Consider the following 25,261-nt stretch of genomic DNA (forward strand, 5'->3'; position numbering starts at 1 on the left):
CAAGGTGTCTGATCGAGGGCCGATGTCCACACGCGCGAGCGATCTGCTCACCCTCACCCGCGAGGGGCTCTACTGCCCCCTCGGGCAGTTCCACGTCGACCCGACCTGGCCGGTGGCGCGGGCGCTCATCACCCACGGCCATGCCGACCATGCCCGCGCCGGCCACGCCCATGTGATGGCCACCCCCGAGACCCTGCGGATCATGGCCGTGCGCTACGGCGAGGATTTCTGCGGCTCCTCCCAGGAGGCCAAGCTGGGGGAGACCCTGCGGGTCGGCGACGTCTCCGTGCGCTTCGTGCCGGCGGGGCATGTGCTGGGCTCGGCGCAGATCGTCATCGAGCGCGACGGCGTGCGGGTCGTCGTCTCCGGCGACTACAAGCGCGCCCCGGACCCGACCTGCCTGCCCTTCGAGGTCGTGCCCTGCGACGTGTTCATCACCGAGGCGACCTTCGGCCTGCCGGTCTTCACCCATCCCGACACGCGGGGCGAGGTGCGCAAGCTCATCGCGTCCCAGAGGCTCTTCCCGGAGCGCACCCACATCGTCGGCGCCTATGCCCTTGGCAAGGCGCAGCGGGTGATGGCGCTCCTGCGCGAGGAGGGCTGGGACGGGCCGATCTATCTCCACGGGGCGATGGAGAAGCTGACCGACCTCTACAAGCGCGAGGGCATTCCGCTGGGCGAGACGCGCAAGGTCGTGGCCGCCGAGCGCAAGGACTTGGCGGGCGCCATCGTGATCTGCCCGCCCTCCTCCATCCAGGACGTGTGGTCGCGCAAGTTCCCCGATCCCGTCACCTGCTTCGCCTCCGGCTGGATGCGGGTGCGCGCCCGCGCCCGGCAGAAGGGCGTGGAACTGCCCCTCGTGATCTCCGACCACGCCGACTGGCCGGACCTGTGCCGTACCATCCGCGAGACCGGGGCCGGCGAGGTCTGGGTGACCCACGGGCAGGAGGACGCCCTGGTCCATTGGTGCGGCAGCGAGGGCATCCGGGCCAAGCCGCTGCATCTCCTCGGCTACGGCGACGACGGCGAGGCCGAGCCCGTGGCGGCCGGCACGGAGGAGGCGGCGTGAACGACTTCGCCCATCTCCTCGACCGCCTGGGCTACGAGCCCCGCCGGAACGCCAAGCTGCGGCTGTTGCAGGATTACTTCGCCCGGACGCCCGACCCGGAGCGCGGCTATGCGCTCGGCGCCATGACCGGCTCCCTGAGCTTCCGCGAGGCCAAGCCGGCCCTGATCCGGGGGCTGGTGGAGGCGCGCATCGACCCGGTGCTGTTTCGCCTGTCGCACAATTACGTCGGCGACCTCGCCGAGACGACGGCCTTGATCTGGCCCACCACGCCCCTCCCTCCCCCCTCGTCTCACCCTCATCCTGAGGTGCCCGCCCCGGCGGGCCTCGAAGGAGGGCTCCAGAAGACTCCGCGATCCCTGGAGCCCTCCTTCGAGGCCGCTGTCGCGGCACCTCAGGATGAGGGCGTGGATGGGATCGCTGCGCCGCCATCCCGCGCCGGCATCGGCCACAACAACCCCCCTCCCCCGAGCCTCGCGGAGGTGGTCGAGACCCTGGCCAGTACGGCGAAGAAGGACCTGCCCGGCCATCTCGCCACGTGGCTCGACGCGCTGGACGAGACCGGGCGCTGGGCGCTCCTGAAGCTCGTCACGGGCAACCTGCGCGTCGGCGTGTCGGCGCGGCTCGCCAAGACGGCGGTCGGGGCGCTTGGCGGGCACGAGGCCGACGCCGTCGAGGAGGTGTGGCACGGGCTGGAGCCGCCCTTCGCCAGCCTGTTTGCCTGGGTCGAGGGACGGGCCGAGCGCCCCGAGACTCTGAACCCGGCGCCCTTCCGGCCGCCGATGCTCTCGCACCCGATCGAGGAGCGGGACGACCTCGACAAGCTCGAGCCGGAGGCCTTCTCCGCCGAGTGGAAGTGGGACGGCATCCGCGTGCAGCTCGTCGGCGGACGCGACCGCGAGGGCGTGCAGGTGGGACGGGTCTATTCCCGCACCGGCGAGGACATCACCGGGGCCTTCCCCGACCTCGCGGAGGCGATCACGTTCGAAGGCGCCCTCGACGGCGAGTTGCTGATCCTGCGCGAGGGCCGGGTCCAGAGCTTCAACGTGCTGCAACAGCGGCTCAACCGGAAATCCGTGACGGGCAAGCTGCTGGAGGAATTCCCGGCGCATGTGCGCGCCTACGACCTGCTCGCGAGCGAGGGCGAGGATTTGCGGCCCGAGCCGTTCTTGGCGAGGCGGGAGCGGCTGGAAGAGGTGATCCGCCGCCTCGACCACGCCCGCATCGACATCTCGCCCCTCGTGCCCTTCGCGGATTGGGAGGCGTTGGCCGCCGCCCGCGCCGACCCGGCCTCCGTGGGCGCCGGGGAGGATGCGGACGCGATCGAGGGCGTGATGCTCAAGCGGCGCAACAGCGCCTACCTGCCCGGCCGCCCCAAGGGCCCGTGGTGGAAGTGGAAGCGCGAGCCGCACATCGTGGACGCGGTGATGATGTATGCCCAGCGCGGGCACGGGAAGCGCTCGTCCTTCTACTCGGACTACACGTTCGGCGTGTGGCGCGAGGCGCCGGAGGGCGGCGACGAGCTGGTGCCGGTGGGCAAGGCCTATCACGGCTTCACCGACGCGGAACTCGCCAAGCTCGACCGCTACGTCCGCAACCACACGACCAAGCGCTTCGGCCCGGTGCGCGAGGTCGCCTACGGGCGGGAGGCCGGGCTGGTGCTGGAAATCGCCTTCGAGGGCGTGCAACGCTCCACCCGCCATAAGTCGGGGGTGGCGATGCGCTTCCCGCGCGTCAGCCGCATCCGCTGGGACAAGCCCCCGGCGGAGGCGGACCGGATCGACGTGCTGGAGCGCATCCTCGCCCGGGGCGAGACGGAGATCGCCCCCGGCGCCAGCCTGCAGGAGGACGCATGAAGAGCGGTCGGTTCGGACGGGTCGAGGCGCTGGCCTCCGGGCCGGTGACGCAGCAGGCGAGCGGCCGGCTCATCGTCGCCACGCCCGGCCAGGGCTTCACCGACATCACCGCCGCCATCGCCGGCTTCGTGCACGAGAGCGGCATCGGGAACGGCCTCGCCAGCGTGTTCTGCCGGCACACCTCGGCCTCCCTCACCATCCAGGAGAACGCCGACCCGGACGTGCAGACCGACCTGCTCACCGCCCTCGACGGCCTCGCCCCCCGGCACGGCGCCTATGTCCACGGTTCGGAGGGGCCGGACGACATGCCCGCCCATATCCGCACCATGGTCACGGATTCCGGGCTCGTGGTCCCGGTCCTCGGCGGCCGGCTCGCCCTCGGCACGTGGCAGGGGATCTACCTGATCGAACACCGCGACCGCCCGCACCGCCGGGAGGTGCTGCTGACGGCGGTGGGCGGGTAGGCGCGAAACATTCAGGAACACACCCGGCCTTAACGATCCCGAAACCATAAAGGCCAAGCCGGCACCCGCCCCGATCCGCGCGGGACGTCCGGGCAGGACGACGACGCCATGAGCCTCCTCGACGCGGTCTCGAATTCCACCAGCGGCCTCTCCGCCCAGGCCTTCGCCCTCAACAACATCTCCGGCAACATCGCCAATTCCTCGACGGCGGGGTTCAAGAGCACGGAGACGCATTTCGCCGATCTCCTCGCCGAGACGGAGGCCGGCTCGCAGCCGGCGGGGGGCGTCTCCCTCAGCACCCGCTCCACCCTGCAATTGCAGGGCACCATCGCCTCCACCGGGGTCTCGACCAACCTCGCGATTTCCGGCGACGGCTACTTCATCGTGAAGGGCAACACCGGCTCCACCGCCACGCCGAGCTTCGGCGGCCAGACGGGCTACACCCGCCGCGGCGACTTTTCGGCGGATGCCAACGGCTATCTTGTGAACGGGGCGGGCTATTACCTGTTCGCCGGCCCCTCGGCGAGCACGCCGGTCCAGGTCGCCACGGGCGGCGACGCACCGGCGAGCCTCGCGATCTCGCCGGCCGGCACGATCACCGCCACCAACGCCGACGGCAGCACCAAGAGCCTCGGCACGATGACGCTCGCCCAGTTCGACAGCCCGGACACCCTCGCCCCCCTCGACGGCGGCACCTATGTCGCCACCGCCAGTTCGGGCGCCCCGAGCTACGGCCTCGCCGGATCGAGCGTCACCGCCGGCTCCGTCGAGCAGTCGAACGCCAGCATCTCGGACCAGTTCGCCAAGATGATCGAGACGCAGCAGGCCTACAGCGCCAACACCAAGGTGCTGAACGCCGCCAACGAGATGCTGCAGGACGCCCTCACCATGTATGTGTGAGGCGCCTCACTCCTCCAGCGACGCCAGCAGCTTCTGCGTCGAGTAGACGCTCGCCGCGTCGAGGGGAAAGGGCTTCGGGACGGCGCGGGGGGTGTCGACCGGGTAATCGCCCGAGCGATACCGCTCGACGCAGGCTTCCAGCGCCTCCACCAGCAGGTCCGGCGCGATATAGGGCAGCGACGTCAGGTCGAAGCGATCCGTCATGCGCCGGTCGTCATAGTCGTTGGTGATGACCATCAGTCCCGCCTCGGCCATCTCCAGGGGCGGATAGCTCGGATGGGGCGACAGCATCAGCGAGATGCCGATGCTGGAGCGGTTCAGCCAATAGGCGTATTGCTCCAGCGTGAGCTTGCCGAGGATCGAAAGGTTCTGGATCGGCGTCGCCAGCCGCGGGTCGTAACCCTCGCCGAGGGAGAGGATCCGCCACGTCGCGGCCTCGACCGGATTCTGCATCTGCCATCGCGCCAGGGCGTCGCAGATGATCTCGAACGCGTTGCGATGCACCGTCGGCCGGCCATAGAAGACGATGACCTTCTCCCGCCGCACCGGGTTGAGCAGCTTGTTCATATTGTCGTTCAGCTTATAAGGCAAGCAGAACTTCTTATCGAACCTGTACCGCGAGGTACCAAAGAATTGGTATAATTCCTCGGAGTTGATGATCGCCACGTAACGGTCGGCATTGAAGTACGTGCTTTCCGCCAAGGCGTACTTCACGCTCCAACCGTAAAAATTCGGCTCGAAGTCCTGGATCAGGTACACGAACTTTCTTGCCCGCGAGAAATTTCTCTCGATAAACGATTGGGCCTGCCGGGCGTGGAGAGCCGTCCACCAAGCCGTCGCGAAGAACACGTCCCCTGCCCGGACAGGCAGGCGCGAGAAGGTGCGCGAACTCGCGTCGATGAGGGTGAAGCGCGAGTCTTCATCGGATCCGTCGATCATCTGCGTGACGTAGTCGGAGAACACCGCTTTGGCCTCCGGCGAGACGGGCAGGTCCGTGGCCACGATGGCGAAATCGACCTCGTCACCTGAAGCCCTGGCGATGTCCCGGAACAGCTTGAGGGCGGTGGAGATGCCACCGAACGTTCCCTGCGGGTTGACCGTCGGCACCAGCAGCACGAAGCGCGGTCGCTCGGACGGCGAGCGCGTGAACAGGATTTCCCTCGTTTCGGGAATGGCGCGAGCGAGGGGAAGATGGCCCGACACCGCGCCGGTGAGAAGGCTCCTGTCGATCCGCGCGAGGGCCTTCTGGAGTTGCGCCTGCGTCTCGACCGCGAGGATGCATCGGGCAACCGGATAATCGGCGCCCCGGGCGAGGACCTTCGCCCAGCCGAACCCGCAGCTCTCCCCGAAGTACAGAAGGCTGCGCTCGATGGTGTGAGCCAGGGTGCCGTCGACCTGGGCGGCCTCCTCGTCGAAGTCGTCGATGGTGAGGCCGAGGTCCAGAAGGGGCTTCAGCGCGCCGGTCCGCGCCCAGAACATCGTGCCGGAGGGGAAATCCAGCACCATGTCCTTGCTCAGCGTCACCCCGGCCCGCCGGAGCAACCGCGAAGCGGCCTCGAAATTGTACCCCCAGTTCAGCATGCCGCGCACTTCGTAGAGGTGCTGCGGGAAGACGAAGCCCTTGCGATGCGTATCCAGCAGCGCGAGGTTCGATTCCATGATCGCCTTCGAGCCGATCAGGCTGGCGAAAAGGTACTCCCGCCAGGTTGCGAGGACATCGCCGGCATGGAGCGATTTCTTCGTGTGCAGATGCAGGAGCGCGGGATAGGCCGCGAAGACGTCCCCGAACAGGGTGACCATCGGCCCGACGTCGCGACCGCGATTCGGGGCGATGCGAACCTCGACGCGGCCTCGCCCGAAAGCCTGGCCGGCTTCAAGGATCTCGGTCTTCTTGGCCTGCGTATCCGTCGAGACGAAGACGTCGATGGGACAGGGGCACTCCTCGAGCTTCTCGAAGATCTCGCCCATGAGGTCCGGGTAATAGGCGTGGACGATGGCCGCGACCCGGGGAAAACCGAACCCGCGCAGGTCGTCGGGCAGGGGAATGGCGAGGGCGAAATCGTCCTCGTCCAGCGGGCGGCGTGAAGGAACTACGCCGTTCGGCCGGACCAACTCGTTGGTGTGAAGGAAGTCGAACTCCGCACCCTTGTGGCCGAGCGCCCGTCCGATGCTGACATAATGGACGAAGGGATCGACCTCGCCGTACGTGCCCCCGTACTGCCTCGTGTAATAGTGTGGATCGAAGTCCTGCGCCGGCCGCCTTCCCTCCCTGGATCCGTGTTCCAGATAGTGGAGGATCGGATCGAGCTTCGGGTCAGCGAGATCGGGGTTCTCTCGGCGATAGAACGCGGCATCAAAATGACCCTTTATGATGTCGTAATCGCGCGCAAATCTTTTGTACTTATTGTTTCGCCGCAATATATTGAATTTCATCACGCTCGCGCTCACAGTGTCATCGAAGCGATACGACTGTCATCGCGGGCGATCCATGGAACTTGTCGCGATGAGTGTTGATGGCCTGAACGTCCGACGTTCGGCTCCGAGACGATCCTATGGAGCTGGGGATCACGAGCCGGCATTCATGCGCAGCGGCCTAAAGCGATCCCGTGTTCCCGGTCAATAGGCCGGGGATAAGGTGAGGATCGGTCGACATGCTGCGGAAAAAGACCGGCGAATGAGATGCTTGTTCTGAAGGTGCTGGGCAAGTAGGCCTCCGCCTTTGCGAGCGTGTGCGAAGACGATCCGGTTCGAGCCGAAACCGCTTCAGCGCCTTGTTCACGCAGCGATTTTTCCGGACTCGGCGGATGCCTCCGTCCGGATCGATGCACCGGCCTACAGGAACTTCAGCGGGTCCTTCTCGGGCGGCGCGGGGGCGACGTCGTTGCGGTTCCACCAGCCGCCGCCGAGCGCCACGAACAGGGCCGCCGTGTCGGCATATTGCGTGGCGCGGGCCGAGGCCGAGGTGACCAGCGCCGAGAGGTAGCCCTGCTGCGCGATCAGCACCTGCGACGAGTTCACGGCGCCCGCCGTGTATTGCTTGCGGATCAGTTCCAGGCTCTCACCCGTGGCCTTCTCGGCGGCCTGGGCGGCGGCCACGGCCTTCGCATCGGATTGGAGGGCGCGCAGCGCATCCGCGACGTTCTGGAACGCCGTGATCACGACCGCCTTGTACTGCGCCTGAGCCTGGTTCAGGCTCTCCTCCGAAGCCCTCTGGCGCCGGAACAGGGTGCCCGCGTCGAAGATCGGGGCCGTCGTCTGGCCGATGATCGTGAAGAAGGCCGCGCCGGGATTCGTCACCGAGGCGAGGCGCACCGCGCTCGACCCACCGGTCACCGAGATGTTGAACTGCGGCAGGCGGTTGGCCACCGCCACGCCGACATTCGCCGAGGCCTGCTGCACCAACGCCTCGGCGGCCTTCACGTCCGGCCGCTGCTGCACGAGGCGCGAGGGCAGGCTCACGGGCAGGCGCGTCGGCAGGCGCAGGGTCGCCAGCGAAAAGGTCTCGGACACCTCGTCCGAGGGCAGCCGCCCGGCGAGCGCCGTCAGCAGGTCGCGCTGGATCGCGAGCTGCTTCTCCAGCGGCGGCAGCAATTGCTGCGACAGCGCCAGCGCCGCCTGCTGCTGCACCACGTCCGACCCGGCGATCTGCCCGAGGGACAATTGCTTGTTGTAGAGGCCCAGCACCTCGGTCTGGGCCTGGATCACCTTCTTGGTGGCGTCGATCTGCGCCCGCAGGGACGCCTCCTGGATCGCCGCCGCCACCACGTTGGCGGTCAGGCTGAGATAGGCGGCCTCCAGCTGGAAGCGCTGGTTCTCGGCCGTCGCCTCCAGGGATTCGATCTGCCTGCGGTCGGCTCCGAACACGTCGGGGTTGTAGGCAACCACCGCCTGCGGGGTGAAGAGCGAGTAGAGATACCGCGCCTGGTTGTTGAGCGGCGATTGCAGCTGCAGGCCGGGCGCCAGGGCTTCCTGCGCCAGGGGCGTCGCGGTGAGCGTCGGGTAGAGGGTGCCCTTCTGGGCGAGCACGTTCTGCTGCGCCACTCGCAGCCCGGCCTGGGCGGCCTCAAGGTTCGGGTTGTTGGCGAGCGCCTGCTCCACGAGGCGGTTGAGCGCCTTCGAATGGAACAGGGTCCACCATTGCCCGGGGATGTCGGCACCGGGGACGAAGCTCTGGTCGGCCGATCCGCCCTGGCGGGTCCGCACCGTGTCGGCGGCCGAGGGGTTCGCCAGCGGCTCCTTGGTGTAGCGGGCGACCGGCGGCGCCTCGGGCGGGACGAAGTTCGGCCCGACCGCGCAGGCGGACAGCCACGCCGCCGCCAGGGATCCGGCGACGACGCCGCGCGTCGTCCGGGCCGCCGCGACCCGCGCGGCACCGTTCCGGCCCCTCCTCGTCATCATGCCCCCGCCGCGGTTCGACACCCGTTCCGCTCCCCGCGAGAAGCGCCGCCGGTGCGGCCGGAGTCAATCCGAACTCCGCATCGCGGGCCCAGCCAGCCGGGCGCCTGTGGCCCGCCAGCCACGGCCCTCCGGAAGAGCCCGGCCATCACGCCGCCATCCGGTGTTCGCGCAAGGCCCTGGCCTCAGGGTTGGTCTTCCGCCGGGAGAACAGGGAGATCAGGATCGGCACGATCACGAGGATCAGGTTCGGCGCCAGGATGATGCCGCCGACCACGACGAGGGCCAGCGGCTTCTGCACCTGCGAGCCGATGCCGGTTGAGATCGCCGCCGGCAGCAGGCCGACGCAGGCCGCGACGCAGGTCATCATCACCGGGCGCATCCGCACCACGGCGGCGTTCCAGATCGCCTCCGACCGCTCCCAGCCCTCCTCGAGGAGCTGGTTGTAGTAGGCGAGCAGGATCACGCCCTCCATGGTCGAGATGCCGAACAGGGCGATGAAGCCGATCGCCGCCGAGATCGAGAACGGCGTGCCCGTCACGAACAGGGCGAAGATGCCGCCGATCATCGCCATCGGGATCACCGACAGGGTCAGCATCATGTCGGTCACGGAGGAGAAGTTCACGAACAGCAGCAGCGCGATCAGCAGCAGGGTGATCGGCACGACGAGGCTCAGCCGGGTCGCCGCCTCGGTGAGGTTCGTGAACTGGCCGACCCATTCCATGTGGTAGCCGGAGGGCATGTCGACCTCCTGCTCCACCCGGCGCTGGGCCTCCAGCACCGTCGAGCCGAGGTCGCGCCCGCGCACCGAGAACTTCACCGGGATGTAGCGTTCCTGATCCTCGCGGTAGATGAACGAGGCGCCGGAGACGAGATCCACGTCCGCGATCTCGGAGAGGGGCACCTGCACCACGCCGCCATTCGGGTTCTGGGCGCCGACCGCGATGTTGCGGATCGTGGCCAGCGACGAGCGGTATTCCTTGGCGAGGCGCACCCGCATGGGGAAGTGCCGGTCCGAGCCGTATTCGTAGAGGTCTCCCACCGTTTGGCCGCCGACCGCCGCCTGGATCGTGGTGTTCACGTCGCTGATCGACAGGCCGTAGCGGGCGGCCTTGTGCCGGTCGACGTCGATCCGCACCGTCGGCTGGCCGAGGGATTCGAACACCGACAGGTCGGTGATGCCCGGAACGGTCGAGAGCACCGCCTTCACCTGGTTGGCGGTCTTCGTCAGCTGGGCGAGGTCGGAGCCGTAGATCTTGACCGAGTTCTCGCCCTTCACGCCGGAGGCCGCCTCCTGGACGTTGTCCTCGATATACTGGGAGAAGTTGAACTCGATGCCGGGAAACTCCTGGTCGAGCCGTGCGCTGAGGTCGTGGATCAGGGTGTCCTTGTCCAGGCCCTTGCGCCACTGGTCGATGGGCTTGAGCGGCGCCAGGATCTCGACGTTGAAGAAGCCGGTGGCGTCGGTGCCGTCGTTCGGCCGACCCTGGTGCGACAGGACGGTCGTGACCTCCGGCACCTCCTGGAAGATCTTGCGCAGGCGCTGCACGTAGGCGTTGCCCGCCTCGAGGGAGATCGAGGACGGCATGGTGCCGCGCACGTAGAGGTTGCCCTCTTCCAGCTTCGGCAGGAATTCCAGGCCGAGATGGCGCGCGGCGAGCCCCGAGCCGAGCAGCACCGCCAGCATCACGGCGACGGTGAGCACCCGATTGTGGAGGCCGAAGCGCAGCGCCGCCTCGTGGGCGACCCGCAGCACCCGGACGATCAGGGTGTCGCGCTCCTCCAGCTTCTTCGGCAGCATCAGAGCCGACAGGGCCGGCGAGACGGTGAAGGTGGCGATCAGGCCGCCGACCAGCGCGTAGGCGTAGGTCTTGGCCATCGGCCCGAAGATGTGGCCCTCGACGCCCGACATGGTGAAGAGCGGCAGGAAGCCGACGATGATGATCGTGGCCGAGAAGAAGATGGCCCGGTTCACCTCCGAGCCCGCGATGGCGATGGTGCCGAGCCGCCCCTTCAGGCCCCCCGGTGCCGCCTGCCCCTCGGAATGCTCCGGCTCGGCGAGATGGCGAAAGACGTTCTCGACCATGATCACCGTCGCATCGACGATGAGGCCGAAATCGATGGCGCCGAGCGACAGGAGGTTCGCCGAATCGCCCCTGATCACCAGGATCAGGATGGCGAAGCCGAGCGCGAAGGGGATCGTCGCCGCCACGATGATCGCGCTGGTGAGCGAGCCCAGGAACAGCCACTGCACCACGAAGACCAGCACCACGCCGAAGACGAGGTTGTGCATCACCGTGTGGGTGGTGGTGTGGATCAGCCCCGAGCGGTCGTAGATCCGCTCGATCTTCACGTCCGGCGGCAGGATCGTGGAGGAATTGATCTTGTCGATCTCGGCCTCGACCCGCTGCAGCGTCGGCAGGCTCTCGCCGCCGCGGGTCATCAGCACGATGCCCTCGACCACGTCCGGCTGGTCGTCGTGGCCGACGATGCCGAGCCGGGGGGCGTTGGAGACGCGCACCTCGGCCACGTCCCGCACCAGCACCGGCACGCCGTTCACGAGGCTGATCAGCGTGTCCTTGATGTCGTCCATGTCGCGGATCAGGCCGACGCCGCGCACCACGGCCGATTGCTGGCCGACGTTCAGCGTCTGGCCGCCGACGTTGATCGAGGCGTTGTTCAGGGCGGCCGTCAGTTGCACCAGCGTCAGGCCCTGCGCCTGGAGCCGGTTCAGGTCGACCGCGATCTCGAATTCCTTGGCCTTGCCGCCGAAGGCCGTCACGTCCACCACGCCGGGAATCGCCTTGAAGCGGCGCTGGAGCACCCAGTCCTGCAGGGTCTTCATGTCGGTGGGCGAGTAGCCCTTCGGGCCGACGAGCTTGTAGCGCATGATCTCGCCGACCGGGCTCGTGGGCGAGATCGAGGGCTGGGCGCCGTTGGGGAGCTGCGGCGCCTGCGACAGGCGGTTGAGCACCCATTGCTGCGCTTCGTTGTAAGTGTACTCGTAGTTGAACTGCACCTTCACGTCGGAGAGACCGAACAGCGAGATCGTCCGCACCACCTGGGCGTTGGGAATGCCCGCCAGGGCCACCTCGAGCGGGATGGTGATGTAGCGCTCGATCTCGTCCGCCGACTGGCCGGGATTCTGGGTGATGACGTCGACGAGCGGCGGCACCGGGTCCGGATAGGCCTCGATGTTGAGCTTGGTGTACGCCGCGTAGCCGATGCCGAGCATCAGCACGAAGAGCAGGCAGACGAGGACGCGCTGCTTGAGCGCGAAGACGATCAGACCGTTCATCGGGCCCGCCTCACGACGCCTTGTCGCCCGTGGCCGCCCTGTCGATGAACAGGGCGCCGCGGGTCACGATCTGCTCACCAGCCTGGAGGCCTGAGACGACCTGGGCGTTGTCCGCGTTGATCAGCCCGAGCTGGACGTCCCGGGCCTCCACCGCTCCGTCCGGCCGCGCCACCCAGACATGGGTGCGCCCGCCCTCGTAGACGACGGCGCCGAGCGGCACGCTCGGGCTCGGCTCGCCCTTTCCGGTGATGATCGTGTAGGTGGCGAACATCTCCGGCCGGAGCACCCGGTCGGGGTTGTCGACCTCGCTGCGCACGGCGAGCCGCCGGGTCGCGGCGTCGAGGCTCGCGGCCATGTAGTTGACCCGGGCCTTGAAGATGCGAGTGCCGAAGCCCGCCACCTTCGCCTCGACCTCCTGGCCGATGCGGATCTTGGGGATCTCGCTCTCGCGCACGTTGGCGATGAGCCAGACGGTGGAGAGGTCGCCGATCACGAATTGCGGGTCGCCGGAGGCGCTGATGTACTGGCCGATGCCGACCTTGCGCTGAACGATGGTGCCGGCGATGGGCGCGCGGATCTGAGTCTCCGGACTCATCGTGCCGTTCTTTTCGTAGGCCGCGATCTCCGAATCGGACTTGCCGAGCAGCCGCAGGCGGTTCTTCACCGCGTCGAGGGCGGCCTCGGCGGTCTTCAGGTCGCTCTGCGCGGCGATGACGTCGTTCTGCGCGGATTGGTAGTCCTTCAGGGCCACCGCCTTGGCCTGGAACAGCTCCTGCTGCCGGTTGGCGATGGTCTGGTCGAGCTTCAGCAGGGCCTGCTGCTTCTGCAGGGTGTTGAGGGCGGCCTGATAATCGTTCTGCGCCTGGACCATGTCCGTGGCCTCGACCACGAACAGCACGTCCCCGGCCTTCACGTCGTCGCCCGCCCGGACCAGCACCTTGGTGACACGGCCGGCATAGGGCGAGACGACGGGCACGTTGTCGTCGTCGTTGAGGGCGATGCGCCCCTCCGCCGCGCCTTCCGGCCGGAAGACTTGGGTCGCCACGGGCAGGATCTCGAAGGAGGCGCGCTGCTCCTTGCTCGGGCGGAACACCCGCTCCACCGGGGAGGCCTTCGTCACATCGATCCCGGGGTCCTTGTCGTCCGAGGCGAACAGGCCCTTGGCCGCGGCCACGATTCGCTCGCCGAGGTCGCGCGCCTCCTGCGGGCGCAGGAAGGCGAAGGCGCCGACACCCCCGAGGATGACGAGAAGGACCAGAAGGCCGAGGCCCCGTCGCCGACGGACGGGCCGCGTGCGGGAGGTGCCTGCCTGATCCTGGTGAAGGGGGTTGCGGGCGTCCATGGAAGTCGTTTCAGCCGGGCGGGGAGACATCGACCGCGATTCGCGCTTGCCTCGGAAGCAAGCGTTGAACCGAAGGTTGGCGCTTTTCCAAGGCAATGGCACGAAGACACGCGCGCCACCGTCTCGGGAGGGGGGTTAGAACCTCGGCTGCCGCGCGGCAAACGACGGTTTCGTGAGGGGTCCCCCCGTGTGTGAGGGAGGGGCATGACGGACCTGTGACGGTCGGGGGACCAGGGGTCTTCCGTTGGCGGGCTCGCGTGACAATGTTACAGCCGCAAACCCCGACGACCCTTCGCGAACACGGCAGGCCGCTATGGCACATTCCCCCCAGACGGACGGCAAGATCCCGGTCACGGTGCTCACCGGCTATCTTGGCGCGGGCAAGACGACCCTGCTCAACCGCATCCTCACCGAGAATCACGGGCGCCGCTACGCAGTCATCGTCAACGAGTTCGGCGAGATCGGCATCGACAACGATCTCGTCGTCGGCGCGGACGAGGAAGTGTTCGAGATGAACAACGGCTGCGTCTGCTGCACCGTGCGCGGCGACCTGATCCGCATCATGGATGGGTTGGTGAAGCGCCGGGGCAAGTTCGACGCGATCATCGTGGAGACCACGGGCCTCGCCGACCCGGCCCCCGTCGCCCAGACCTTCTTCGTCGACCAGGATGTCGGCGACGCCGCCCGCCTCGACGCGGTGGTGACGGTGGCCGACGCCAAGTGGCTGACCGAGCGCCTGAAGGACGCCCCCGAGGCGAAGAACCAGATCGCCTTCGCGGACGTGATCCTGCTGAACAAGGCCGATCTCGTTTCGCCCGCCGACCTCGACCGGGTGGAGGGCGAGATCCGCGCCATCAACCCGCTGGCCAAGCTCCACCGCACGACGAACTGCGCGGTGCCCCTCGACGCGGTGCTGGAGCGCAACGCCTTCGACCTCGACCGCATCCTCGACCTGGAGCCCGACTTCCTCGAGGAGGGCCACCACCATCACCACGATGCGGAGATCCGTTCGATCTCCGCGAAGATCGAGGGCGAGGTGGACCCGGAGACGTTCATGCCGTGGATCTCGAACCTCACGCAGGTCCAGGGTCCGGACATCCTGCGCTGCAAGGGCATCGTCGCCTTCCCGAACGAGCCGAAGCGCTTCGTCTTCCAGGGCGTGCACATGATCCTCGACGGGGATGTGCAGGGCGATTGGGGGAAGGACGAAAAGCGTGTCAGCCGCGTGGTCTTCATCGGCCGCAACCTCGACGAGGCGACGATCCGCAAGGGCTTCGAGGCCTGCCGGGTTTAAAGCCCCCTCTCCCCGCCTGCGGGGAGAGGGCCGCGACGACCTCGTCGTCGGCGCGGCGAGGCGGCAGCCGGGGGTGAGGGGGCGCGCCGAACGCGCCTCATCCGGTAAGCCCCCTCACCGCCGCTGCGGCTTCGCCTCCGCTTCCCACGGACACGACAAGGTGTCCGTGGGCCTCTCCCCGCAAGCGGGGAGAGGGGGTTGCCCGTGCCTGGGTGAGGGGCGGGTATAGAAGAGCGTCGACGGTGAGCAGTCCCCTCGCCCCGCCTGCGGGGAGAGGGCCGCGACGACCCCGTCGTCGGCGCGGCGAGGCGGCAGCCGGGGGTGAGGGGGCGCGCCGGATGCGCCTCTTCCGGTAAGCCCCCTCACCGCCGCTGCGGCTTCGCCTCCGCTTCCCACGGACACGACAAGGTGTCCGTGGGCCTCTCCCCGCAGGACGGGGAGAGGGGAAGGCGCGTCACACCACCACGGTGATCGCCTGCGCCGCCCGCGTCAGCCCAGTGTAGAGCCACCGGGCCCGGTGCTCGCGGAAGGCGTAGGATTCATCGAACAACGTCACCTTGTCCCACTGCGAGCCCTGCGCCTTGTGCACGGTGAGCGCGTAGCCGTAGGTGAACTCGTCGGTCTCCCGGCGCTGGTAGAGGGGGATCTCCTCATCGGAGCCGGCGATCATCGCCCGCAGCACCTTGATGTCGGTGGGGCGGCGGCGCAGCGCCGGATCGTCCTCCGGCACGATGTCGAGGCGGACCATGTCCGGCCGGGGCGGGGCGCGGAGCGCATGGACCGTCCAGGTCGAGCCGTTGAGTAGGCCCTTCACCCGGTCGTTGCGCAGGCAGACCAGCTTCTCCCCCACCGCCGGCATCGGATCGGTGTGGCCGGCGATCTCCCGCAAGCGGTTGTTGTAGAGCCGCCGCGTCTTGTTGAGCCCGACCAGCACCTGATCGCACTCCATGACCTGCGCCGGATCGAGGTCCCGGCGGGAGACGACGCGGCTCTCCCCGAACTCCCCCCGCTCCAGCCGGCCGCCCTCGCGCACGGTCATGGCCATGCGCACGATCGGGTCGTCCTTGGCCTGCCGGTGGACCTCGGTGAGCATCACGTCGGGCTCGGCCTCGGTGAAGAAGCCGCCGCCGCGCACCGGCGGCAGCTGGGCCGGATCGCCCAGGACCAGCACCGGCTTGTCGAAGGACAGGAGGTCGTTGCCGAGGTCGGAATCGACCATCGAGCATTCGTCGATGACGATGAGGTCCGCCTTGGCCACCGGGCCGGAGCGGTTGAGGGTGAAGGTCGGGCCGCCGCCCTCCTCCGCCTCCTTGGTGCGATAGATCAGCGAGTGGATCGTCGCTGCCTCGTGGCAGCCCTTCTGGCGCATCACCGAGGCGGCCTTGCCCGTGAAGGCGCCGAACACCACCGTGCCGTCGACGTCCTCGGCGATGCGCCGGGCCAGCGTCGTCTTGCCGGTGCCGGCATAGCCGAACAGCCGGAACACCTGCGCGCCGCCGTCGCGGCGCCACGCGTCGATCGCCTTCAGGGCCGCGTCCTGCTGCGGCGCGTAAGCAGCGGTCATCGCGGGGGCGACCTCACGGCCAGCGCACGGTCGGCGGCAGGGAGGACAGGATGGAGGCGACGTTGCCGCCGGTCTTCAGCCCGAAGATCGTGCCCCGGTCGTAGAGCAGGTTGAACTCCACGTAGCGCCCGCGCCGGACCTGCTGCTCGTGGCGGTCCTCCTCCGTCCAGGCCTTGCGCATGTTCCCGCGCATGATTGGCGGATAGGCGTCGAGGAAGGCGAGGCCGACCGACTTGGTGAAGGCGAGGTCCGCCTGGGGCTCCTCGCTCCAGCGGTAATCGTAGAAGATCCCGCCGATGCCCCTCGGCTCGTTCCGGTGCTTGAGGTGGAAATACTCGTCGCACCACGCCTTGTAGGCGGCATAATCCGCCCCGTGGGCCTCGCAGGCCTTCTGCAGGCAGGCATGGAAGTGCCGGCTGTCCGGGTCGTCCTGATTGCGCCGCCGTTCCAGCACGGGGGTCAGGTCGGCGCCGCCGCCGAACCATGCCTTGGTCGTCGCCACGAACCGCGTGTTCATGTGCACGGTGGGCGCGTGCGGGTTCCAGGGATGGGCGATCAGCGAGATGCCGGTCGCGAAGAAGCGCGGATCCTCCGCCGCGCCGGGCATCTGAGCCCGGAACTCCGGTGCGAATTCGCCATGCACGGTCGAGATGTGGACACCGGCCTTCTCGAAGGCCCGGCCCTTGAGCATCGCCATCACCCCGCCGCCGCCCGGCACGCCGCTGTGGTCGGTGCGCTGCCACGGCGTCAGGACGAAGCGGCCGGGCTCGCGCGGGGCGTCCGGGTGCAGGGGCTCCTCCGCCTCGTCCTCGATCGCCTCGAAGGCGGCCACGATCCGGTCCCGCAGGGTGGCGAACCAGGACGCGGCCTCCGCCTTCATGGCGGCGACATCGGCCTCTCGGACCGGCAGGCCGAGGGCGGCACGGGGATCGGCGGGCATGCTCATGGTAATGGCTTTCCCACCCCGCCAAGCGGGCGTCAATCGGCGGGCGTCAATCGGGGGCGGCGCCCCGCCGGAGCGTGTATAAGGGCCTCCCGCGAAGCCCGTCCTCGCCTTCCGAAACCCCGCCCGCTTCATGACCGCCCGCCAGGCCGTCTTCACCGTCTCCCGTGGCGTGCCGTTCCTGCCGGCCGTGGCCGACGCCCTGCTGTCCGGGCAGCTGGTCGGGCCGGTGGCGCGGGACCCGCTGGCGCTGGCCTCCGTCTCGATCTACCTGCCGACCCGCCGGGCGGCCCGCGCCCTGTCGGCGATCCTGGCCGCGCGGCTGGGCGACGCGGCGCTGCTGCCGCGCACCGTGCCGCTCGGCGAGGCGGACGAGGCCGAACTCGACCTCGCCGCCGATCCGCTGCTCGGCGCCACCCCGGCCCGGCCGCCCATCGCGCCGCTGGAGCGGCGGCTGATCCTCGCCCGCCTCGTCCGCGCCTGGGCGCAGACCGTCGACCGCTCGCTCCTGCCCCTGCAGGACGAGGTGCCGTTCCTCGTGCCCTCCTCCCCCGCCGACGCGGTGGGGCTGGCGGGCGACCTCGAAGGGCTGATGGATTCGCTCACCGTCGAGGGCCTGCCCTGGTCGGAGATCGCGGGGGCGGTGGAGGCGGAGTATTCCCGCTACTTCGGCCTGACCCTCGACTTCGTGAAGATCGCCGCCGAGAACTGGCCGAAGCTCCTCGACGCGCGCCAGCTCGCCGACCCCGTCGCCCGCGCCCGCAGCCTGATCCTCGCGGAGGGCGAGCGCCTCGCCAAGACCCCGGACGATCCGGTGATCGTCGCGGGCTCCCTCGGCTCGGTGCCCGCCACCGCCAAGCTCATCACCGCCGTGGCGAGGCTGCCGCGCGGCGCGGTGGTGCTGCCGGGGCTCGATCTCGACCTCGACGAGGCCGGCTGGGACGGGATCGAGACCGGCGAGGGCTTCACCCGCACCATCGCCCACGGCCATCCGCAGGCGATCCTGCACCGGCTGCTCGGGCCGGGCGGCCTCGCCATGAACCGGACGGAGATCGTCGCGCTCGGCACCCCCGACGACGCCGGGACGGCCCGCGCCCGGATGCTCTCCCAGGCGCTCCGGCCCGCCGACACCACCGATGCGTGGTCGATTCTCGACCCGGCCGAGCGCGAGGCCACCGCGCAACTCGGCCTCGACGGGCTCGCCCTGGTGGAGGCCACCGACGAGCGCGAGGAGGCGCTGGTCGCCGCGCTGGCGCTGCGCGAGACCCTGGAGACGCCCGGCGCGACGGCCTTCCTCGTCACCCCCGACAGGGGGCTCGCGGGCCGGGTCGCCGTCGAGCTGCTGCGCTGGGGGATCGTCGCGGAGGATTCCGCCGGGCTGGCCCTGGCCGCCGCCCCGGCCGGGCGCCTCGCCCGCCTCGCGGCGGAATTCGCCGCCGACCTAGCCCGCGAACAGGCCGACTCCCTCCCCGCCCGGCTCATCGCCCTGCTGTCGCACCCGATGGTGCGCCTCGGCCTCGCCCGCGCGGATCTGGTGCGCGGCGCCGCCGCCCTGGAGATCGGCCTGCTGCGCGGCCCCGCCCCCGCCCCGGCCCTGGCGGGCCTGCGCCGGGCGCTCGCCGCGCGGCGGACGGGGGAGGACCCGGACCGCCGCCCGCCCCGGGCCGAGCGGCGCCTGACGGAGATCGACTGGGAGCTGGCCGCCTCGATCCTCGACCGGCTGGACGGCGCCTTCGCCGAGTTCCCCGGCCCAGACGGCAGGGGCACCCACGACCTCGTCGCCCTGGCCGCCGGACACCGGAAAGCCTGCGAGGCCCTGCTCTCCGGCCCGGAGGGGGACGAGGCAGCGGAGGCCGAGGCTTCGCTCGCCTGCCTCGACACCCTATTCGACGACCTCGACATGGCCGAGCCCGGCGGGATGGAGGGCGAGTTCGCCGACTATCCGAGCTTCTTCACCACCCTGACGCGGGAGCGGAAGGTCGGCTGCGCCGGACCCTCGCCGCATCCACGCCTGCGCATCCTCGGGCTGATCGAGGCGCGCCTGCTCGAGGCCGACCGCATCGTGATCGGCGGCCTGGACGAGGGCGTCTGGCCGGTGCGCACCGTGACCGACGCCTTCCTGAACCGCCCGATGCGCGAGCGGATCGGCCTCGACCCGCCGGAGCGGCGGATCGGCCAGATGGCCCACGATTTCACCGAGGCCCTGGGCTGCCACGATGTGGTGATCACCCGCGCCCTCAAGCGCGACGGTTCGCCCACCGTCCCCTCGCGGCTGATCCAGCGGATGCGCGCCTTCGCGGGCGAGGAGGCCTGGGGCACGGCGCTGAACGCCGGGCGGCGCCTGTCGGGCCTCGCCGCCGCCCTCGATGCCGCGCCCGCCCAGCCGCGCCTGAAGCGGCCCGCGCCCAAGCCCGACCCGGCCCTGTTCCCCCGCAGCCTCAGCGTCACCGAGATCGAGACCCTGGTGCGCGACCCCTACGCGATCTTCGCGCGGCACGTCCTCGGCCTCGATCCCCTGGAACCGCTGGCCGCACAGCCCGGCGCGGGCGAGCGCGGCACCCTGGTCCACCGCATCTTTTCGGAGTTCGCCACCGCGTATCCGCAGGCACTGCCGCCGCTGGCGCACGAGCGCCTGGATCAGATCGCTCTGAAGGTCTTCGCGCCGATCAGCGAGGCCTATCCGAGCCTCTTTGCCGAATGGCGGCCGCGGTATACGCGAATGGCCCTCGCCTACCTGCCCTGGGAGGCCGAGCGGCGGCCCGGCCTCACCCGCGTCCATGCCGAGATGTTCGGCCGCTGGACGATTCCGCTCGGCCGCGAGACCTTCACCCTGCGCGCCCGCGCCGACCGGATCGAACTCCGGCCGGACGGCACCGCCTGCATCGTGGACTTCAAGACCGGCACCGTGCCGAGCGCGAAGGAGATCTTCGCCGGCTTCTCGCCGCAGCTGACGCTGGAGGCGGCGATGCTGATGCAGGGCGCGTTCAAGGACCTGCCGCGCACCGCGCAGACGCCGGACCTGCTCTACGTCCAAGCCTCGGGCGGGCGGAAGGCCTTCGTGCCGATCCCCGTGAAGCCGCCCCGCGGCGACGAGCGCAGCGTCGAGGCGATCGTCGCCGACCACATGCAGCGCCTGCGCGGCCTGATCGCCCGGTTCCTCACCGGGGAGGCGGCCTTCACCTCACGCCCCTACCCGCAATACGCGAAGGGCACGGGGGCCTACGACCACCTCGCGCGGGTCAAGGAATGGTCGCTGGGCGGCGAGGGCGGCGAGGAGGAGTAGGGCCTCTAAAGGGCGCCGGGCCGCTTCAGCTCGATCTCGATGAAGGCGATCGGATGATCCGCGCCGTTCATCACATCGTGCCGGATGCCGGCCGGGCGGGTGTAGGTGTCCCCGGCCTTCAGGGCGGTCTCGCTCACCGCCTGTCCGTCATGGACCCGCAGGATGCCGTCGGCGAGCATCACCACGACATAGGGCCAGCCGTGCTCGTGCCAGCCGGTGACCGCGCCGGGCGTAAAATCCCAGCGCGTGACGCGCACGGAGGCGTCGTCCTGCTGCACCGTCGGCACCGCAGGGATCGTGCAGGCGAAGCCCGGCATCAATGGCAGCCGCAGGAGCCCGAGCCGCAGCCGCCGGACTTGGCGGGCGCCACCGTGTCGCGGTCGAGCCCCCGCTCCGCGAGTTCGCCGAGATAGGTCTCCCATCGCCGCACGTAGTTGCGGCCGAGTTCGTGCAGGTAGCCCCAGCCGTAGAGGCCGGTGTCATGCATGTCGTCGAAGGTGAGCTTCACCGCGTAGTTGCCGACCGGCTCCACGCCGAGGATCGCGACGTTGCGCTTGCCGCCGAGCACCTTCCGCTCGGCGGGGGAATGACCCTGCACCTCGGCGGACGGGCTCGACACCCGCAGGTATTCGGCCGGCAGGGCGAAGCGCGTGCCGTCCTCGAAGGCGACGTTGAGGATCCGCTTGTCCGGGGACAGGCGCAGCTCGGTCGGCCAGAAATCCTGGCCTTGGTCCTGGGTCTGGACAGGGTTCACGGGTCACACCGTTGCGGCAATCGGGGGTTGCGCTCACTGGGCACGCTTGCCCGGGGGCGTTCCGGCCATCATATCTGGCATAATGGCCGATGACATCTCCCTCCCTTCGACGGTCCTGCCGGCCGGCGCGAGGCCCGCGCCGCTGATCGACCCGTTCCAGCGGGCGATCTCGTACTTGCGCATCTCGGTGACGGATCGCTGCGACCTGCGCTGTGCCTATTGCATGTCGGAGACCATGCAATTCCTGCCCAAGCGCGACCTCCTGAGCCTGGAAGAGCTCGACCGGCTCTGCGGCGTGTTCATCGCGCGGGGCGTGCGCAAGCTGCGCATCACCGGGGGCGAGCCCCTGGTGCGCCGGGACATCATGCACCTGTTCCGCCGGCTCTCGCGCCACCTCGACTCGGGCGTGTTGAAGGAACTGACCCTCACCACCAACGGCACGCAGCTCGCGCGCTTCGCGCCCGAACTGGCGGCTCTGGGGGTGAAGCGCGTCAACGTCTCCCTCGACACCCTGGACGCGGCCAAGTTCAAGGACATCACCCGCCGGGGCGACCTGCCGGTGGTGCTCGGCGGCATCGAGGCCGCGCGCAAGGCCGGGATGCAGGTGAAGATCAACGCCGTGGCCCTGCGGGACGTCAACGGCGACGAGATCCCCGACATGATCGCCTGGGCCCACGGGCTCGGCATGGACATGACGCTGATCGAGGTGATGCCGCTGGGCGAGATCGAAACCGACCGGACGGACCAGTTCCTGCCGCTCTCGGTGGTGCGCCAGCGCCTGGAGAGCCGCTACACCCTCACGCCGCTGCCCGACCGCACGGGCGGCCCGGCCCGCTACGTGCGCGTGGAGGAGACCGGCGGTCGCCTCGGCTTCATCACGCCGCTGACCCACAATTTCTGCGAGAGCTGCAACCGGGTACGCCTGACCTGCACCGGCCAGCTCTACCTCTGCCTCGGCCAGGAGGATTCGGCGGATCTGCGCGCCGTGCTCCGCGCCACGCAGGACGATGCCGTGCTGGCCCGGGCGGTGGAGGAGGCGATCTCGCGCAAGCCCAAGGGCCACGACTTCGTCATCGAGCGCCAGCGCCCGGCCGCCGTGCCCCGGCACATGAGCGTCACGGGGGGGTAGCGGAGCATCCCCTCTGCCCGCCTGTGGAGGGAGGGGATGCCCGTGCCTTGGTGACGGGCGGGTCTGGGAGAGCGTCGACGGTGAGCATTCCCCTCGCCCCGCTTGCGGGGAGAGGGCCGCGACGACCTCGTCGTCGGCGCGGCGAGGCGGCAGCCGATGGTGAGGGGGCGCGCAGGATGAGACTCCTCCGGGAAGCCCCCTCACCGCCGCTCCGGCTTCGCCTGCGCTTCCCACGGACACGACAAGGTGTCCGTGGGCCTCTCCCCGCAGGCGGGGAGAGGGGTTGCCCGTGCCTGGGTGACGGGCGGGTATGAGAGAGCGTCGACAGTGAGCATTCCCCTCGCCCCGCTTGCGGGGAGAGGGCCGCGACGACCCCGTCGTCGGCGCGGCGAGGCGGCAGCCAACGGTGAGGGGGCTCACCGGACCAGCCTCTCGCGGGAAGCCCCCTCACCACCGCTCCGGCTTCGCCTGCGCTTCCCACGGACACGACACGATGTCCGTGGGCCTCTCCCCGCAGGCGGGGAGAGGGAAAAGAGGGGCCGCCCCTAGAACGGGATGTCGTCGTCGAGGTCGTAGCCCGCGCGGCCACCGCCGCCGCCCGTGGACGGGGCCGGGCGACGCTCGCCGCCCTGGGCGCGGCCACCGCCGAATTCGCCACCCCGGCCGCCGCCACCACCGCCGCCGAAATCACCGCCACGGCTGATCTGGCCGCCGCCCTCCTCCTCGGAGGCGAACTCGCCGCCACCGCCGCCGCGCCCGTCGAGGATCGTCAGCTCGCCGCGGAAGCGCTGCAGCACCACCTCGGTCGTGTACTTCTCGACGCCCGACTGGTCGGCCCACTTCCGGGTCTGGAGCTGGCCCTCGACATAGACCTTCGAGCCCTTGCGCAGGTACTGCTCGGCCACCCGCGACAGGTTCTCGTTATAGATCACGACCGAGTGCCACTCGGTCTTTTCCTTGCGCTCGCCGGTGGCCTTGTCCTTCCACGATTCCGAGGTCGCGATCCGCAGGTTGCAGACCGGATCGCCCGAACCGAGTCGGCGAATCTCCGGGTCGCGCCCGAGATTGCCCACCAGAATCACCTTGTTGACGCTGCCCGCCATCGATCTCTCCTCGCGTTCCGCATCTCACGGGGCTACACTTGCCGCCTACACATGCGCTCGTCTCCACCCCTCGGCAATGCCGGCCGGACAGGATCCCACAGGCACCTGAGGCAACCCACAAGTTCTACTTTTGTTCTTGTGATTCGACAATCCCCAGGTTGCGAAAACTCTCCTAGATCTTCATCAATCCGTAGCATCCTCCGGTGTAGCGAGAGAGCCCCGTCCGCTCAGCCGCGCGTGACGTCACCCGGTGAGAATCGCGGCCGCCCTCGTCCGCCTGCTGGCTCTGCTGGCCCTGATCTGGGGATCGGCCCCCGCGACGGCCGATCCCGTGCGCATCGCCTCCGGCGTCCAGTACGAGGCGATCGGCCGCTGGGACGCGGACAGGCTCAACCACATCCTCACCACCGACACCCCGGCCTTCGCCGGCATCCCGGTGACCTACACGCCGGCCCGGAACGCAGTGAGGCTCTACCGGGTGACGTACCCCTCGGTGATTCCCGAGCGCGGGAACAGGCCGACCGTGGCGTCGGGCCTCGTCGCGGTGCCGGAGACCGGGGAGGCCGCCCTGCCGATCGTGTCGTACCAACACGGCACGGTCTACGGGAAACGGCAGGTGCCCTCCTTCCCGGGGGAATCGCCGGAGACCCAGCTGATGCTCGCCCAGTTCGCCGGGCAGGGCTACGTGCTGATCGGCGCCGACTATTTCGGCCTCGGCCTCTCGGAGGAGCCGGAGGGCTACATGGTCAAGGCGAGCCACCAGCAGGCGACCACCGACATGCTGATGGCCGCCCGCGCAGTGCTCGCCGACCTCAAGGTCGCCACAGCCGACCTGTATCTCGGCGGCTGGTCGCAGGGGGGCTTCGTCACCCTGGCGATGCTGGAGAAGCTCGAAGCCTCGGGCGTGCCGGTGAAGGCCACCGCCACCGCGAGCACGCCGGCCGACGTCTTCGCGGCGCTGAGCGGCTTCCTCGACTATCCGCGCAAGAACGACGCGACCTGGGTGCCGACCCTGTTCATCCTGTCGGCCTTCTCCTTCGAGAACTATTACGGCGTGCCGGGGCTCGCCCGCTCGCTCCTCACCGACGAGGTCTACGACCTCGCCAAGCGCGCCTACGAGCGCCTGCCCTTCGACCCGAGCGCGGTGCCCACCGACCTGCGCAAGGTCGTGAAGCCCGCCTATTACGACCCGCGCTTCTTCGCGGATTCAGCCTATGGCCGCCTCGTGGCGCAGACGCAGTGCTACCGCTGGGTGGTGAAGACGCCCGTCCGCACCTTCTACGGCGAGGCCGACGAGGCCATTCGCACCGAGCTCGGGCAATTGCCGATGGCCTACCAGAAGTCCCTCGGCAACGACCGGGTGGAGGCCGTCTCCACCGGCCCCACCAGCCACCGGGGCAACTTCGCCAAGGCCGTCCCACAGTGGAAGACGTGGTTCGACGGGCGGTGAGCGCCGCTCATCCCTCGCTTCGGTGCCCTCATCGTCTTTGCGAGCGTCAGCGAAGCAATCCAGGCGGCGCGGCCCTCTTCGGACATGTCGCGCGCTGGATTGCTTCGGCTCCGCCTCGCAAAGACGGCGGGGGTAGGACTGTGCCGTTCAGCCGGAAACCGTCTCACTCCTCGCGGAGGATGTGCAGCCGGCGCACGGTCAGCTCGTCGATCTCCAGGGAGCCGATCCGCGCCCGGCCGATCGACAGGCGGCCGACGGCGAAGGCGCCGAACACCACCACGCCGAGGGCGAGCGCCCCCATCGCATAGGCCCCCGCCGCCCCGGCCCCGAGGGTCTGCGCCCCCGTGGCGCTGGTGCCCCGGGCGCGGTTGGCGGGCGGTCTCGGATCGTCCATGCGAGGCTCCTCGCGGTGGCGTGGCG

General features: G+C 69.5%; 18 protein-coding genes. 8 read left to right on the forward strand and 10 right to left on the reverse strand.

Annotated features, from left to right (window positions below; genetic code table 11):
* Positions 1–22 precede the first annotated feature (22 nt).
* The 4 genes from ACS5Q7_RS22625 (at position 23) to ACS5Q7_RS22640 (ending at position 4,286) form a co-directional block, all read left to right on the forward strand.
* On the forward strand, positions 23–1,069 hold the full coding sequence (locus ACS5Q7_RS22625; protein ID WP_478341519.1) for a ligase-associated DNA damage response exonuclease: 1,047 nt from the start codon (positions 23–25) through the stop codon (positions 1,067–1,069).
* Complete coding sequence (locus ACS5Q7_RS22630) at positions 1,066–2,922, forward strand: cisplatin damage response ATP-dependent DNA ligase (RefSeq protein WP_478341520.1); 1,857 nt, start codon at positions 1,066–1,068, stop codon at positions 2,920–2,922. The genes ACS5Q7_RS22625 and ACS5Q7_RS22630 overlap by 4 nt, the downstream gene beginning before the upstream one ends.
* Positions 2,919–3,386, forward strand: a complete 468-nt coding sequence (locus ACS5Q7_RS22635; RefSeq protein WP_478341521.1) for a secondary thiamine-phosphate synthase enzyme YjbQ — start codon at positions 2,919–2,921, stop codon at positions 3,384–3,386. Before ACS5Q7_RS22630 ends, ACS5Q7_RS22635 begins: the two co-directional genes overlap by 4 nt.
* Before the next feature lie 108 nt (positions 3,387–3,494).
* Positions 3,495–4,286 (forward strand): flagellar hook basal-body protein, encoded by a 792-nt coding sequence (locus ACS5Q7_RS22640; RefSeq protein WP_478341522.1) that lies wholly within the window; start codon positions 3,495–3,497, stop codon positions 4,284–4,286.
* Positions 4,287–4,292: 6 nt separating this feature from the next.
* On the opposite strand, the gene ACS5Q7_RS22645 is transcribed toward ACS5Q7_RS22640, so the two are convergent.
* The 4 genes from ACS5Q7_RS22645 to ACS5Q7_RS22660 form a co-directional block, all read right to left on the reverse strand.
* On the reverse strand, positions 4,293–6,704 hold the full coding sequence (locus ACS5Q7_RS22645) for a rhamnosyltransferase WsaF family glycosyltransferase (RefSeq protein ID WP_478341523.1): 2,412 nt from the start codon (positions 6,702–6,704) through the stop codon (positions 4,293–4,295).
* A gap of 414 nt (positions 6,705–7,118) precedes the next feature.
* Positions 7,119–8,684 (reverse strand): efflux transporter outer membrane subunit, encoded by a 1,566-nt coding sequence (locus ACS5Q7_RS22650; RefSeq protein ID WP_478341524.1) that lies wholly within the window; start codon positions 8,682–8,684, stop codon positions 7,119–7,121.
* Between the two features lie 145 nt (positions 8,685–8,829).
* Complete coding sequence (locus tag ACS5Q7_RS22655; protein ID WP_478341525.1) at positions 8,830–11,979, reverse strand: efflux RND transporter permease subunit; 3,150 nt, start codon at positions 11,977–11,979, stop codon at positions 8,830–8,832.
* 10 nt (positions 11,980–11,989) lie between these two features.
* Complete coding sequence (locus ACS5Q7_RS22660) at positions 11,990–13,321, reverse strand: efflux RND transporter periplasmic adaptor subunit (RefSeq protein ID WP_478341526.1); 1,332 nt, start codon at positions 13,319–13,321, stop codon at positions 11,990–11,992.
* 313 nt (positions 13,322–13,634) lie between these two features.
* On the opposite strand from ACS5Q7_RS22660, the gene ACS5Q7_RS22665 reads away from it, so the two are divergent.
* On the forward strand, positions 13,635–14,615 hold the full coding sequence (locus tag ACS5Q7_RS22665; RefSeq protein WP_478341527.1) for a CobW family GTP-binding protein: 981 nt from the start codon (positions 13,635–13,637) through the stop codon (positions 14,613–14,615).
* Between the two features lie 454 nt (positions 14,616–15,069).
* On the opposite strand, the gene ACS5Q7_RS22670 is transcribed toward ACS5Q7_RS22665, so the two are convergent.
* Positions 15,070–16,179 (reverse strand): ATP-dependent DNA helicase, encoded by a 1,110-nt coding sequence (locus ACS5Q7_RS22670; protein WP_478341528.1) that lies wholly within the window; start codon positions 16,177–16,179, stop codon positions 15,070–15,072.
* 13 nt (positions 16,180–16,192) lie between these two features.
* The gene (gene hemF / locus ACS5Q7_RS22675; RefSeq protein WP_478341529.1) at positions 16,193–17,125 is read right to left on the reverse strand and encodes an oxygen-dependent coproporphyrinogen oxidase; all 933 of its coding nucleotides are present in this window, start codon (positions 17,123–17,125) and stop codon (positions 16,193–16,195) included.
* 130 nt (positions 17,126–17,255) lie between these two features.
* Here hemF and addB point away from each other — a divergent pair, with 130 nt between their 5' ends.
* Entirely contained in the window at positions 17,256–20,405 is a 3,150-nt protein-coding gene (gene addB, locus ACS5Q7_RS22680) for a double-strand break repair protein AddB (RefSeq protein WP_478341530.1), read from the forward strand.
* Between the two features lie 5 nt (positions 20,406–20,410).
* On the opposite strand, the gene ACS5Q7_RS22685 is transcribed toward addB, so the two are convergent.
* Positions 20,411–20,722 carry a cupin domain-containing protein gene (locus tag ACS5Q7_RS22685; protein ID WP_342162185.1) on the reverse strand — a complete coding sequence of 104 codons (312 nt, stop codon included), beginning with the start codon at positions 20,720–20,722 and terminating at the stop codon, positions 20,411–20,413.
* Positions 20,722–21,159: a gamma-butyrobetaine hydroxylase family protein gene (locus ACS5Q7_RS22690; protein ID WP_342162186.1), complete on the reverse strand. Its 438-nt coding sequence runs from the start codon at positions 21,157–21,159 to the stop codon at positions 20,722–20,724. Before ACS5Q7_RS22690 ends, ACS5Q7_RS22685 begins: the two co-directional genes overlap by 1 nt.
* Before the next feature lie 82 nt (positions 21,160–21,241).
* Here ACS5Q7_RS22690 and moaA point away from each other — a divergent pair, with 82 nt between their 5' ends.
* A complete protein-coding gene (gene moaA / locus ACS5Q7_RS22695; RefSeq protein ID WP_478341531.1) occupies positions 21,242–22,288 on the forward strand; it encodes a GTP 3',8-cyclase MoaA in 1,047 nt (348 codons plus the stop codon).
* 545 nt (positions 22,289–22,833) lie between these two features.
* Here the strand turns inward: moaA and ssb are convergent.
* Positions 22,834–23,391 (reverse strand): single-stranded DNA-binding protein, encoded by a 558-nt coding sequence (gene ssb, locus ACS5Q7_RS22700; protein WP_478341532.1) that lies wholly within the window; start codon positions 23,389–23,391, stop codon positions 22,834–22,836.
* 250 nt (positions 23,392–23,641) lie between these two features.
* Between ssb and ACS5Q7_RS22705 the strand changes: the two genes are divergently transcribed.
* Positions 23,642–24,841, forward strand: coding sequence for an alpha/beta hydrolase family protein (locus tag ACS5Q7_RS22705; RefSeq protein ID WP_478341533.1), 1,200 nt, complete (start codon positions 23,642–23,644; stop codon positions 24,839–24,841).
* Between the two features lie 163 nt (positions 24,842–25,004).
* Here ACS5Q7_RS22705 and ACS5Q7_RS22710 read toward each other — a convergent pair whose 3' ends face one another.
* The gene (locus tag ACS5Q7_RS22710; RefSeq protein ID WP_478341534.1) at positions 25,005–25,235 is read right to left on the reverse strand and encodes a hypothetical protein; all 231 of its coding nucleotides are present in this window, start codon (positions 25,233–25,235) and stop codon (positions 25,005–25,007) included.
* Positions 25,236–25,261: the final 26 nt, after the last annotated feature.

The sequence above is a fragment of the Methylobacterium sp. Gmos3 genome (genome assembly GCF_056430985.1).